A 13,849-nucleotide genomic window follows, 5' to 3' on the forward strand; every position below is an offset into this window, starting at 1 on the left:
TGAGGGATTTTTTTATGACAGCAGCAATTATTGATGGAAAAGCAATCGCAAAAGATATTCGTGCCGAATTAAAAGAAGAAATTGAGGCGCTCAAACAGTCGGGTATTACACCGGGGCTAGCTGTCGTCATTGTGGGTGACGATCAGGCGTCTCACACGTACGTCAACAGCAAGGAAAAAAGCAGCAAAGAAATCGGCATCTACTCAGAAGTTCACCGTTACCCAGCTGACTATTCAGAAGAAAAACTGCTTCAAAAAGTGGAAGAACTGAACAATGATGACCGCATTCACGGTATTCTCGTGCAGCTGCCGCTACCAAAACATATTTCGGAAGATAAAGTAATCGATGCGATTGCACCGGAAAAAGACGTGGATGGATTCCATCCAGTGAATGTCGGCAAAATGGTGATCGGTAAAGATTCATTTTTCTCTTGTACGCCATACGGCATCATTAAAATGTTGGAAAAAGAAAATATTTCACTTGAAGGAAAACATGTGGTGGTGATTGGACGAAGTAATATCGTCGGTAAACCGGCAGCGCTTCTTTCATTGATGCACAATGCAACTGTGACGATTTGTCATTCCCGCACAAAAGATCTTCCAGCGATTACACGCCAGGCAGACGTTGTGATTGCAGCAGTCGGTATTGCCAATTATGTTACAGCAGATCATATTAAACCAGGTGCTGTTGTCATTGATGTTGGAATTAATCGCAATGATGCCGGCAAATTATGCGGAGACGTTGACTTTAACAATGTGAAAGAAGTAGCAGGCGCGATTACACCGGTTCCAGGTGGCGTTGGTCCTATGACGATCACGATGCTTTTATTCAATACAGTCAAATCTGCTAAAGCAAAAGCAGCAAAAATAAAGTGAACAGCCGATTCATGAAACTGTCTTTCCGATCATGCTATAATCGGAAAGACAGTTTTTTATTTGAAGAAAAAGGTGAACAGAAATGGAAGCCAATCAATGTTTGACCGTAAAGTCATTAACTAAATATATAAAGCGGAAATTTGATGCGGATCCGTATTTGAAAGACGTAGCCGTAAAAGGAGAGATCTCCAACTTTAAGCAACATTCGAGCGGACATATGTATTTTACGTTGAAAGACGATAGTGCGCGCATTTTGGCCGTTATGTTTCTTGCAGCTAATCGGTCATTGAAATTCCAGCCAGAAAACGGCATGCAAGTCGTATTGACAGGTGATATTACCGTTTATGAATCGAGTGGACAATACCAAATGTATGTGAAAAAGATGCAGCCGGATGGTGTCGGCGATCTTTATTTTGCCTATGAACAGCTAAAAAAGAAACTAGAGCAAGAAGGATTATTTCGCGTCGATCGAAAACAGCCAATCCCTGCATATCCAACATGTGTAGCTGTCATTACCTCGCCGACCGGGGCTGCTGTACGTGATATTATGACGACGATGAATCGGCGATATCCGGCTGTTGAAATTTTGATTTATCCGGCACTAGTCCAGGGAGAAAAAGCGTCCGCTTCGATTGTATCGCAAATCGAGCGGGCCAATTCCGATAAACGTGCAGATGTCATCATTGCCGGTCGGGGCGGCGGATCGATTGAAGAACTATGGGCGTTTAATGAAGAACTGGTTGCCCGTGCGATTCACGCATCACGCATACCAGTGATTTCAGCCGTCGGCCACGAAACTGATTTTACGATTGCTGATTTTGCAGCAGACTTACGGGCTCCGACACCAACTGCAGCAGCCGAAATGGCAGTACCGCACGTGGAAGAAGTAGTCGAACGTCTGTTATCAAAGCAAAAACGGCTCACCCGGGCAACAGCCGAGAAGGTTCGCGCATCACGTAATCGTCATCAAGCAGTGATGAATGCCTATATAATACGTCATCCACAGGCATTATACAGACAGCAGTCTGAACAGGCAGATAGACTGCAAGAACGGTTGATCCGCAACACGCAATCGATTTTTGACCGTAAAAAAATAGCAGCTGAGCATGCTGCAGCCCGGCTTCAGCGAATGGGCCCCGAGCAGCGCATTCAAATGGGAGCAGCGCAATTAAATAAAATAAACCAGCGTATCCGTTATGTAGCAGAATCAGCAGTGGAAGACAAAAAAAGCCGTTTTGAAAGAACGATTTCACTGCTTCATGCATTGAGCCCGCTCAAAGTGATGGAAAGAGGGTACAGTTTAACATATCATGATGATACATTAGTAAAATCCGTACAAGATGTGAAAGCGGGCGATCAAATCCGCATTAGACTGGCGGATGGCACGTTGAACACACACGTTCAATCAATCGGAGGGAAAGATGATGAAATCTGAAGAATTAAGCTTCGAACAAGCGATGGAACAGTTGGAAAAAATTACAGCCCGCCTGGAAGAGGGTGACGTACCGCTTGAAGAAGCACTCGAAGAATATAAGCGCGGTATGGAACTATCCGCACTTTGTCATACTAAATTAAAAAAAGCCGAATCGGATCTAGCCAAGATTGTGACAAAAGAAGGAGAAGAACCGTTTCAATTGGATGGTGAGGAACAATGACAAACATTAAAAGGTATATTGAGGAAAAGTGCTTCGTTTTTGAACCGTATTTACTCGAACGTGTGGAAATGCTCCAGGCACCTGAATCAATTAAAAAATCAATGGCGTATTCATTGAAAGCAGGTGGAAAGCGAATTCGGCCGATGTTGTTGTTGGCGGTGCTGGAAACGTACGGTCAAAAGGCAGAAAAAGGACTCGATGCAGCATGTGCGCTTGAAATGATCCATACATATTCGCTTATCCACGACGATTTGCCGGCGATGGATGATGATGCACTGCGCCGGGGCCAGCCGACAAACCATAAAGTATTTGGTGAAGCAACGGCGATTCTTGCAGGAGATGCACTGTTAACATATGCGTTTGAACTGATTGCATCGTCTACCGTTCAATCTCCAGAACATTCGATCAAACTCATTCAAATGCTAGCCTCTGCTGCCGGACCTGAAGGAATGGTTGGTGGACAAATGGCTGATATGGAAGGCGAACGAAGAGTGTTGTCGCTGTCTGAACTTGAGTACATACATCTACATAAAACAGGCCGTCTTCTTGCTTTCAGTGTGATGGCTGGTGCGTTAATCGGAGGAGCGGATGAACGGGAAACCGCACTGCTTGAAAAATATGCCCGACATATCGGTCTTGCGTTCCAAATTCGCGATGACATTCTCGATGTGGAAGGAACGGAAGAAGAAATTGGAAAACCGGTTGGAAGTGATGAGTCCAATGAGAAAAGTACATACCCGTCACTTCTCTCCTTGACGGGAGCGAAAGAAAAGCTGGCAGAAGAATTAAAAGGGGCTTATGATGCACTTGCATCACTCGGTCGTCCTGCACCGCTACTCGAATCATTTGCAAGTTTAATTGTGGAACGTACTACGTAATATCGGAAAATGGTTAGCATCTGTAAACATATGCTATAATAGCGATACATTTCAACTATGATCTGAAACAGATATGAAAGTGAGTTGATCCATTTGGATCTTTTATCGATTGCAGACCCATCTTTTGTGAAAAAAATGAACGTACATGAAATGGAACAGTTAAGTGCAGCAATCCGAAAATTTTTAATTGAAAAACTGTCTGTAACAGGCGGTCATATTGGTCCAAATCTTGGTGTAGTCGAGTTGACTGTTGCGCTCCATCACTGCTTTACAAGCCCGAATGATAAATTTTTATGGGACGTCGGCCATCAATCGTATGTTCATAAAATTTTAACAGGCCGCGCAGACAAATTTGATACATTGCGCCAGTATAAAGGGCTGTGCGGTTTCCCAAAAATAGTGGAAAGTGAACATGATGTGTGGGAAACAGGCCATAGTTCAACGTCGCTTTCTGCTGCAATGGGTATGGCCATTGCCCGCGACTTAAAAAAAACGGATTCACACATTGTGCCTATCATAGGGGACGGTGCGTTAACAGGTGGCATGGCGCTTGAAGCATTGAATCATATTGGCCATGAAAAAACGAATATGATTGTTATTTTAAATGATAACGAAATGTCGATCGCACCGAATGTCGGTGCGCTGCACGGCATACTTGGGCGTATGCGGACAGGCGGCAAATACAACAAACTTAAAGATGAATTCGAATTAATTTTAAAACGTATTCCAGCTGTTGGCGGTAAAGTTGCAAATACAGCAGAACGTTTAAAAGACAGTTTAAAGTACTTACTCGTCCCGGGTATGTTTTTTGAAGAATTAGGATTCACATATCTCGGCCCAACGGATGGTCATAGTTTTGACGACTTAATTAAAAGTTTAGAACAGGCGAAACGGACAGAAGGACCGGTACTTGTTCATGTCATTACGAAAAAAGGAAAAGGCTATAAGCCGGCCGAAACAGACAAGATCGGTTCATGGCACGGAACAGGGCCATATAAAATGGAAACGGGTGCGATCATTAAAGCAAAAAATGAACCGCAGGCATGGAGCGCACTTGTCAGTGAAACGGTGCGTGAAATTGCCCGTACAGATGAGCGAGTTGTCGCAATTACACCGGCGATGACCGTCGGATCTAAATTGCTCGGTTTTGCAGAAGAGTTTCCAGATCGAATGTTTGATGTCGGGATTGCAGAACAACATGCGGCAACGGTTGCAGCAGGACTAGCTACGCAAGGAATGAAGCCATTTCTGGCCATTTACTCGACATTCCTTCAGCGTGCATACGATCAAGTTGTTCATGACATTTGTCGTCCGAATTTAAATGTATTTATTGGCATCGACCGATCCGGACTTGTCGGTGCAGATGGAGAAACCCATCAAGGCGTATTTGACATCGCGTTCCTGCGTCATTTGCCAAATATGGTGCTGATGATGCCGAAAGATGAAAACGAAGGTCGTCACATGGTTAATACAGCGATTCAATATGACGGTGGACCGATTGCAATGCGTTTCCCGCGTGGCAATGGTCTCGGTGTTGAGATGGATCCTAAGATGATGACGATCCCGATCGGTTCATGGGAAGTGTTAAAAGAAGGAACAGACGCTGTCATTTTAACATTCGGTACAACCATTCCGATGGCGATGGAGGCCGCTTCGGTACTCAGTGAACGTGGTATGGATGTCAAAGTAGTAAATGCTCGGTTCATTAAACCGTTTGACAAATTGATGATGGACGATCTACTCAGTCAAAATATACCTATCTTGACGATTGAGGAAGCCGTTCTTGAAGGTGGGTTTGGCAGTGCAGTACTTGAATATGCGCATGAATCAGGCTGCCATGGTGCCGTCATTGACCGGATGGGCATCCCGGATCGGTTTATTGAACATGGAAGCGTCAATAAACTGCTTGAAGAAATTGATTTAACGGTGGAGGAAGTGGTGCGTAAAATGGCAGCACTCGTGCCCGAAAAACAAGAGGAAAGAGCATAACGATGGCAAAAAAAGAACGAATTGATGTATTGCTTGTTGAAAAAGGGTTAATTGAAACGAGAGAAAAAGCGAAACGAGCAGTTATGGCAGGCATCGTGTATTCAAATGAAGAACGAATCGATAAACCTGGTGAAAAAATCCCTATTGATGCACCTCTTGAAATAAAAGGAAAAACAATGCCTTACGTCAGTCGCGGCGGTTTAAAGCTTGAAAAAGCATTGAGCGTATTTGATGTGACCGTACAGGATAAAATTTTAATTGATATCGGTGCATCAACAGGCGGTTTTACCGACTGTGCATTGCAAAACGGTGCAGCACTTTCGTATGCACTCGATGTTGGCTATAATCAGTTGGCGTGGAAGATGCGGCAAGATGAACGGGTTGTAGTCATGGAGCGGACGAATTTCCGCTACGTGAAGCCGGCTGATTTGTTGAAAGGAATGCCACAATTTGCGGTGATTGATGTCTCGTTTATTTCGCTGTCCCTTATTTTGCCCGTGTTAAAAACACTGCTCGTGCCGGGAAGCGACGTTGTAGCGCTTGTTAAACCTCAATTTGAAGCTGGCCGCGAACAAGTCGGCAAAAAAGGAATTGTACGTGATAAAGCCGTTCATAAAGCAGTGATTGAAAAAATTGTAAATCTGTCTTTGCAGCTCGGCTACGTAGTCGTGAACCTTTCGCATTCACCGATTACAGGCGGTGACGGCAATATTGAATTTTTACTGCATATTCGCTGGCCAGGTGAAGACAATGACGGTTTTGTCAGTTTGCCGCTTACACCTGAACAGGCCGTAGATGCAGCGCATAATGAATTTAAAGAAAAAAGCTGATCAAGATCAAATTATGTTCAGCTTCAAGTGGCCGGCTCTTTCATTGAATAAGAAGCCGGCTTCTTTTTATATACTTTTCAAGACGAATACAGTATGATGATGTATAAACAAGTATAATTATACATTATGAGGTGAGTATCATGAATAAAGGACAACGACATATTAAAATTAGAGAAATGATTGCGAACAACGAAATTGAAACACAGGATGAACTCGTTGATTTGCTGAGAGAAGCTGGTTATAACGTGACACAAGCGACGATTTCACGTGATATTAAAGAACTACATCTAGTAAAAGTGCCATTAATGGATGGCCGTTATAAATATAGTTTGCCTGCAGATCAACGATTTAATCCGCTGCAAAAATTGAAACGGTCACTTGTTGACTGTTTCGTCAGCATTGATTCAGCCGGCCATTTTGTCGTTATGAAAACATTGCCTGGCAACGCTCAGGCGGTCGGTGCATTAATTGATAATCTGGATTGGGAAGAAATTATGGGTACCATTTGCGGCGATGACACCTGTTTGCTTATTTGCCGTGCACCAGAACAGACAGAAATCGTATCTTCCCGTTTTTTAGAAATGCTTTAATAAGGATGTGACGATCGTGCTTCAAGAATTATCGATCCGCCATTTTGCAATTATTGATGCGCTTGAATTATCATTTGAACGAGGATTAACCGTTTTAACAGGGGAAACAGGCGCAGGAAAATCAATTATCATTGATGCATTACAATTGTTAACCGGTGGACGAGGCTCCGGTGAATTTGTCCGGCATGGTGAGAAAAAAGCAGAGATTGAAGGGATGTTTACTTTGCATGAAGACCATCCCTGTTTTCATGTCTGCCGTGAATTTGGTATTGATGTAGAAGAGGAAGCGGTCATTTTGCGCCGTGAAATTTCCGCTGCTGGAAAAAGTGTGTGTCGTGTGAATGGTAAAATGGTCACGCTGTCAATTTTACGTGAAATTGGTTCTCGTTTAATGGATATTCACGGCCAGCATGAGCACCAGGAATTAATGAACGCGGGGAGTCATCTTCGTTTACTGGATGATTTTGGTGGGGCAGCGATTCAACACGCAAAAGAGCAGTATAGAAACATTTATAATCGTTATGATCATTTACAGACAGAAATACGTCGTCTCAGTGAAAATGAACAAAATTTAGCTCACCGTCTTGATTTAATTCAATTTCAATTCAATGAAATTGAAAAGGCAGAATTGACAACAGGTGAGGAAGAAAAATTAGAGTCAGAAAGGCAGCAATTAGCCAACTATGAAAAGTTATATGCTGCGTTATCGGAAGCTTACAATGCGCTGTCTGGCGATGGAAAAGCACTTGATTGGCTTGGACTGAGTGTAAACGGACTTGAATCTGCATCAGGCATTAATGATGAATATAAACCGCTTCATGATGCTGCTGCCAACAGTTTTTACGTTCTTGAAGATACTGTACGCGATGTAAGTTCTATTCTCGATACACTTGAATTTAACCCCGCAAGGTTGAATGAAATTGAAAGCCGGTTAAATGAAATCAATCAATTAAAACGAAAATATGGAGCGACAATTGATGATATTTTACAGTACGGTAATAAAATTGCCGAAGAAATGGATCAGTTGATGCATCGTGAAACACATGTGAGCCGTTTGCAAAAAGAATTGATGGAAATAGAAGTAACCCTTACAGAAGAAGGGAAAAAATTGTCTAAACTGCGCCATTCATATTCGGAAAAACTGGAAGAAGCGATTCATCGTGAACTAAAAGAGTTATATATGGAAAAAACGGTCTTCAGTGTGCATGTTCAGTCAGAAAATGGACAATTTAAAAAAGATGGCATAGATCAAATTGAATTTTACATGACGACTAATCCAGGCGAACCGCTTAAACCGCTTGTGAAAATTGCCTCCGGCGGTGAAATGTCACGTGTTATGCTAGCAATGAAAACGATCTTTTCCAAACATCAAGGTGTCACGTCGATTATCTTTGACGAAGTGGATACAGGTGTAAGCGGTCGTGTTGCGCAAGCCATTGGCGAAAAAATTTATAAAATTGCCGTTCATTCGCAAGTGCTTTGTATATCTCATTTACCGCAAGTGGCTGCTATGGCTGATACACATTTATACATTCAAAAAAGCCATGATAGAAAGCGAACGAGCACAGTCGTAACTCCGCTTAATGAGGATGAAAAAGCAGTAGAAATTGGAAGAATGATTTCCGGTGTAGAAATGACGAATTTGACAAAAGAACATGCGAAAGAATTACTTACATTATCCGCAAAATTAAAAAAATCAGCTGTTTGAAATGACATCCATCTTCACCCCATATTACCGTTATAATCACACCTCCCTCCGGACAAAGTAACAGGGCAAGACAAGAAGGAGGGAGTGGTATGACGGTAAGAAAAGCATCGTATCAATATCTTTTTTCATTTTTGTTGATGTTATCCGTTTGGGTTGGCCAAGGGACAGTCATTCAAGCAGAGCAGGCAGAACAGGACCTGTTACAGTCAGCGGGCTTCCCGGCAGCACAGGAAGAGCGTGAACGCATTTTTGTCGTACCAGGTGGTCAATCAGTCGGTCTCCAGTTGCAGACGAAAGGATTGTATATTGTCGGATTTCATTTTATCGGTACATCGGGTGGCAAACAATCACCAGGAGAGTCAGCTGGACTTCTGCCGGGTGACGTCATTGTGAGTGTAAATGAAAAAAAAATAACCGAGCCGCAATCAATCCGGCCACTTGTTCAATCAGCAGGCGAACAAAATAAGCCGCTTCAATTATCAGTGCTGCGCGGAAAAAAGAACATTCAGATGGCGGTCACACCGATAAAGGATGCAGAAACAAATACGTATAAACTCGGTGTATACATTAAAAATCGGACAGCAGGCATCGGGACATTGACATTTTTTGAACCAAAATCAAAAAAATATGGTGCACTTGGTCATGTCATTAGCGATGTGCAATCTGGACAGCCATTTTCACCAATAAAAGGAACAATTCATCCAGCTCAGATTACTGGTATTCAAAAAGCAACAGAAGGAATTCCTGGTGAAAAAACAGCCATTATTCCGGATGGGAAAAAGTGGGGAACTGTAACGTCGAACACATCATTCGGTATTTTTGGTCGTCTTTATACAGATATTGATGGCGAGAGGCTTTATCCTGCTGCTCATCCGGATGAAGTTGTTGAAGGACCAGCTGAAATTTTGACAGTAACCGAAAATGAAACCGTTGAAAGGTATAAAGTGTCGATCACACGTACTATTCAGCAGACAAAACCAGAAATAAAAGGGATGATTATTAAAATGACCGACACTCGCTTAATTGGCAAAACAGGCGGGATTGTGCAAGGAATGAGCGGAAGTCCAATCATTCAAAATGGTCGAATTATTGGAGCAGTCACCCATGTATTTGTAAATGATCCGCTTTCAGGTTATGGTGTTCATATTGACTGGATGTTAAAAGATGCAGGAATTATTTAAAGAGGGGGCATTTGCCCTCTTTTTGACGGAAAAAGAAGCGAAAAACGTCGAAAAATGACATAAAATTGTGTAAAATATATATTTTCAGTTTTTTAAAGGTTTTCATTCCTCTTTGTCGAAAAATCCATTAGAATAGCTTTAGTAAGGTTAAAGTGGATGAGGAGGAAATAAATGTGGGTGAAATTAAAGTAGCGATCGTGGATGATAACAGGCAGCTCGTTCAGCTGCTCGAAGAAGTCATTTCAAGTCAAGATGATATGACAATCGTAGGTACAGCATACAATGGACAGGAATGTTTAACAATGCTTCCAGAAATAGAGGCGGATGTATTAATTCTTGATATCATTATGCCGCATATGGATGGACTTGCCGTTCTGGAACGTTTAAGTGTCAGTGAGCAGGAGAAACTGCCACATGTTATTATGCTGACAGCATTTGGACAAGAGGATGTAACGAAAAAAGCCGTTGAATTTGGTGCATCTTATTTTATGTTAAAACCATTCGATATGGATAGCCTAATTAGTCAGATCCGACAGGTGAGCGGAAATGAAAACCCAGTTCAACATATGGAACATCGGGAGAATGCGAAAAAACCAAAGAAAAATATTGATGCGAGTATTACGGCCGTTATTCATGAAATTGGTGTGCCAGCTCATATTAAAGGTTATTTATACTTACGTGAAGCGATTACGATGGTTTTCAATGACATCGAACTACTCGGATCGATTACGAAAGTACTTTATCCAGAAGTTGCTCGTAAATATAACACAACACCGAGCCGTGTTGAACGTGCGATCCGCCATGCAATTGAAGTGGCTTGGAGCCGGGGGAATATGGAATCTATTGCTAAAATGTTTGGCTATACTGTGTCTGTCACAAAAGCAAAACCAACGAATAGTGAATTCATCGCGATGGTCGCGGACAAATTAAGGATTGAATATATGGCTTCATAACGCAGTAGTGACGGTAGTTTAATCGTCAGGATAGCGGACACTCATAACCGATAAACTGACGGAACGACCCGATAAATAACCGCGGGGTTTACCGTTAAATTATGCGTTTCTCTTTATCACAAAGGGAGGCGTTTTTTTTGTTCAATGAAATCGATTTTCAAGTCGACAACATCATGCTTTACTGCGATTCAAAAAACCTTACGCGTAAAATGAAAGCAAGCTATGGGCAATCGCTACGGCTGTTCATTGCATACCTACGCGACTACCATTCCGTAGATGAGCCGAAATCAATCAAAACGGCCACATACGCACTTATATACAGTATCTACGTGAGCGCGGAAAGTATACCGTCGTTACGAATAAACAATCCCAAACAATTAATAACCCGGATGTGTGTGCCGATAAGCGATACAACCATCGCAAATTACCTCCGCAATATCAGAGTTTTTTAAAATTTCCTCGTTGAAAAGCACGAGTTAAAGGAAAGCCCAGCTGCCAAATTACCGAATATCAAACTGCAGCGAAAACAAAAGAAACTGATGACACGACAAGAAATAAAGCGCCTGATGCAGACGTCTGACTATCGGATAGAATATACGTTCTACTATGGCTTCATAAAGGAGCCGCTTAAAATGATCAATATTATAATTAATAAAGTGCAGATATCAAATTGTGCAAAATTCTAAAATAGGGAGCAAGAAGACAATATCATTCCTAAGACAAATACGGTTATTAATAATATGTATGAGGCTTCGCCATGCCGACCATAGCCGCCTATCATGGCGATGAAATCGAAACGCATTAAGAACAAAATTGCAGGTTACTACAACGGCACGCTCGACCGGATGCTGGACCGCCTATACTTAACGGAGGTATTAAACGGATGACAAAACGTAAAAAGAAACGCAGCAAACAGCCATCGCAGGTGCCGCTACTGGATGAGCGACATTACAATGGAGTTAATGATCAAGCCGTATTATGATAAGAAACGTGGCTGCAATCGCTGGCTAAATCGCTCAGAAATTGCGGAGATCATCGGAGTCTCAGCGTATGCAACTTTATCGATGGAAACAGCGTAAGGACTTCCAGGGTGAAAAAGACAAGCGTCTAAAGCAACACATCAAAACGCTTATCCCGAAAAAGCGGGGTCGGACACTTGCTGAAATGGCGCTGGCAGGCGGTGCAAAGGCATTCTAGTCGATTATTTAAGCGTTTATGGGTGCTTGAAGGATAGTTACAAATGTCATTTTTACGGAAGTTTTCGAGGCTGGGAATTATACTCTATTGCACAATTTACCTGTATCGAGCCTCTGACAGACGTGCCCTCGAAACATTTTGAATGTCAATTATCAAGCAGGGTCCCCCCTCCGTCTTGCTATCGAAATAACACGTTGTCAGCCTTCCGATTTCGTCATATTTGGGTGTGCAACAGTGTGCATTTTACCACAGGGTGGTCGCCATACGGATGGGCTGAAAAACTCAGAGGGTGCCGTTTATTTCCGATTTTGGCGATCATAAGGGGATTTGGCGAGCTGTTAAAACTCCACAAAAGGGTCATAACATAATATTTCCAACCTCCATTGTTCATACTAAAGAAAAAAACTGAGGTGGATTTTATGTCCTGGTTTTACGATCATTTTATCAACACTATGTTCTTCATCATTTCTATGTTTGGTATAGCGATAATAATAACTGCTATCCTTGCTTATACACCTAAGAATAAAAAGAAACAGAATTAGTTAGAAAACCCACTAAAAGGGTTTCCTGTAAAAACTCTTTTAGTGTCATAACTCAAAAGAATTGAAACAGTTCGGAAGATATAATAATATCAGGGTGTCATTCAGTGTCTTAACTTAGTGTCATAAGTGAGCGCCGCAAAAGGAGCGATTTTAATGAAATACGGATATGCACGGGTATCAACGGTAGGCCAGGACTTACAGGTGCAGCTCGACATGTTAGAAAAGGAAGGCTGCGATAAGGTTTATTCGGAGAAGTTTACCAGAACGAAAGCGGATCGACCGGAGTTTCAAAAGGTACTAGCGGCGTTAGAAGCGGGAGACACGCTGGTCATAACGAAGCTCGACCGTTTTGCCAGATCAACGTCAGAGGCGCTTACAACCGTTAAGGAACTGTTCGAGCGCAGTGTAAAGGTACACGTATTAAACATGGGGCTAATCGAGAATACGTCAACAGGCCGCCTTATTTTTACGATTATGAGCGGGTTCGCCGAGTTTGAACGGGATACGATCTTGGAGCGTACGCAGGAGGGCAAGGCGATAGCCAAGCAGCGCCCGGACTTCCGTGAAGGCAGACCGCCGAAGTATACGAAGAAGCAGTTAAACCACGCATTGCAGTTACTCGAAACGCAATCGTATAAACAGGTTGAAGACTTAACGGGAATATCAAAGAGCACATTGATTCGCGCGAAAAAGGCAATGCAAGCGAAAGTTTAATTAAATAAAAACGTAAAGGCTGAATGGTTTATGCCGGCGGCCTTTTTCATGTGTATTCGTTGACTCTCCATAGCGTCCATGCAGTGTACCTTTACATCAGCCGTTCACACTTGATAAATTCTAAAATCAAAATGAGGGTGTTGGGTTTATTTACCACTTATATAAGTATCGCAGTTCAGTTTGCTAATCGATATAATTTGTATATTACATATAGAATTGGAGCGGTTAATGTGGCTTTAGAAGATATAGTAAAAGGGACGAAAGAAAAATTAAAAAATGGGGAACCAATTTATTACCGAGAAAGTAGTGATGGAGAATATAAATCATGTCCTATGGATATAGAAGCAGCAACTGTATTTTGTAATAGATATATGAAATACGATCCAGAAGCAAAACTTGTATGGGAATACAGGGTTAACGAGGATGATTTAATCGTAAAGAGAGTAATAGATATGGAGATTATTGAACATGTATTTGGAGAAAATGTGAAAATAAAACATGGATACGAATGTCTTAGAGAAGAACTAGATAATTATTTAAAATAGAATTAATAGAAGCTAAGCGTTTAAATGTAGAAATGAAACGACATGTATCGACATAATGTCGAATTTTCTTGTTCGAAATAACTTGTCATCTACTTTCGGGTTAGTTACAATCAAGGCAACGAACACTTGACGATAAACTGCCGGGTGTAAAACCGATAAAGAGTGACGTATAAAATCGATTATGTGAGTAAT

General features: G+C 42.0%; 14 protein-coding genes. All 14 read left to right on the top strand.

What is annotated here, in order from left to right; all coding sequences use genetic code 11:
- The first annotated feature begins 14 nt into the window (after nt 1-14).
- The 14 genes from folD (at nt 15) to AWH49_RS18075 (ending at nt 13,657) form a co-directional block, all read left to right on the top strand.
- Nucleotides 15-875: a bifunctional methylenetetrahydrofolate dehydrogenase/methenyltetrahydrofolate cyclohydrolase FolD gene (folD, locus tag AWH49_RS18015; protein WP_034286087.1), complete on the top strand. Its 861-nt coding sequence runs from the start codon at nt 15-17 to the stop codon at nt 873-875.
- 82 nt (nt 876-957) lie between these two features.
- A complete protein-coding gene (gene xseA, locus AWH49_RS18020) occupies nt 958-2,310 on the top strand; it encodes an exodeoxyribonuclease VII large subunit (RefSeq protein ID WP_063966840.1) in 1,353 nt (450 codons plus the stop codon).
- Complete coding sequence (xseB, locus tag AWH49_RS18025; protein WP_082862943.1) at nt 2,300-2,530, top strand: exodeoxyribonuclease VII small subunit; 231 nt, start codon at nt 2,300-2,302, stop codon at nt 2,528-2,530. The genes xseA and xseB overlap by 11 nt, the downstream gene beginning before the upstream one ends.
- Entirely contained in the window at nt 2,527-3,408 is an 882-nt protein-coding gene (locus tag AWH49_RS18030) for a polyprenyl synthetase family protein (protein WP_063966842.1), read from the top strand. Before xseB ends, AWH49_RS18030 begins: the two co-directional genes overlap by 4 nt.
- Before the next feature lie 93 nt (nt 3,409-3,501).
- A complete protein-coding gene (gene dxs, locus AWH49_RS18035) occupies nt 3,502-5,397 on the top strand; it encodes a 1-deoxy-D-xylulose-5-phosphate synthase (RefSeq protein ID WP_063966843.1) in 1,896 nt (631 codons plus the stop codon).
- A 2-nt stretch (nt 5,398-5,399) separates the two neighbouring features.
- Complete coding sequence (locus AWH49_RS18040; protein ID WP_018393879.1) at nt 5,400-6,227, top strand: TlyA family RNA methyltransferase; 828 nt, start codon at nt 5,400-5,402, stop codon at nt 6,225-6,227.
- Between the two features lie 140 nt (nt 6,228-6,367).
- Entirely contained in the window at nt 6,368-6,817 is a 450-nt protein-coding gene (ahrC, locus tag AWH49_RS18045) for a transcriptional regulator AhrC/ArgR (protein WP_018393878.1), read from the top strand.
- Between the two features lie 16 nt (nt 6,818-6,833).
- Nucleotides 6,834-8,525, top strand: a complete 1,692-nt coding sequence (recN, locus tag AWH49_RS18050) for a DNA repair protein RecN (protein ID WP_063966844.1) — start codon at nt 6,834-6,836, stop codon at nt 8,523-8,525.
- An 89-nt stretch (nt 8,526-8,614) separates the two neighbouring features.
- Nucleotides 8,615-9,706 (top strand): SpoIVB peptidase, encoded by a 1,092-nt coding sequence (gene spoIVB / locus AWH49_RS18055; protein ID WP_063966845.1) that lies wholly within the window; start codon nt 8,615-8,617, stop codon nt 9,704-9,706.
- Between the two features lie 173 nt (nt 9,707-9,879).
- Entirely contained in the window at nt 9,880-10,659 is a 780-nt protein-coding gene (gene spo0A / locus AWH49_RS18060) for a sporulation transcription factor Spo0A (RefSeq protein ID WP_018393875.1), read from the top strand.
- A gap of 938 nt (nt 10,660-11,597) precedes the next feature.
- Entirely contained in the window at nt 11,598-11,738 is a 141-nt protein-coding gene (locus AWH49_RS20220) for a hypothetical protein (protein ID WP_157723779.1), read from the top strand.
- Nucleotides 11,710-11,856: a hypothetical protein gene (locus tag AWH49_RS20225; protein WP_157723780.1), complete on the top strand. Its 147-nt coding sequence runs from the start codon at nt 11,710-11,712 to the stop codon at nt 11,854-11,856. The genes AWH49_RS20220 and AWH49_RS20225 overlap by 29 nt, the downstream gene beginning before the upstream one ends.
- 695 nt (nt 11,857-12,551) lie before the next feature.
- Entirely contained in the window at nt 12,552-13,112 is a 561-nt protein-coding gene (locus AWH49_RS18070; RefSeq protein ID WP_063966847.1) for a recombinase family protein, read from the top strand.
- A gap of 230 nt (nt 13,113-13,342) precedes the next feature.
- Nucleotides 13,343-13,657, top strand: coding sequence for a hypothetical protein (locus AWH49_RS18075; RefSeq protein WP_018393870.1), 315 nt, complete (start codon nt 13,343-13,345; stop codon nt 13,655-13,657).
- The last annotated feature ends 192 nt before the right edge of the window (nt 13,658-13,849 follow it).

Source organism: Domibacillus aminovorans, from assembly GCF_001643235.1.
Taxonomy (GTDB): Bacteria; Bacillota; Bacilli; order Bacillales; family Domibacillaceae; genus Domibacillus; species Domibacillus aminovorans.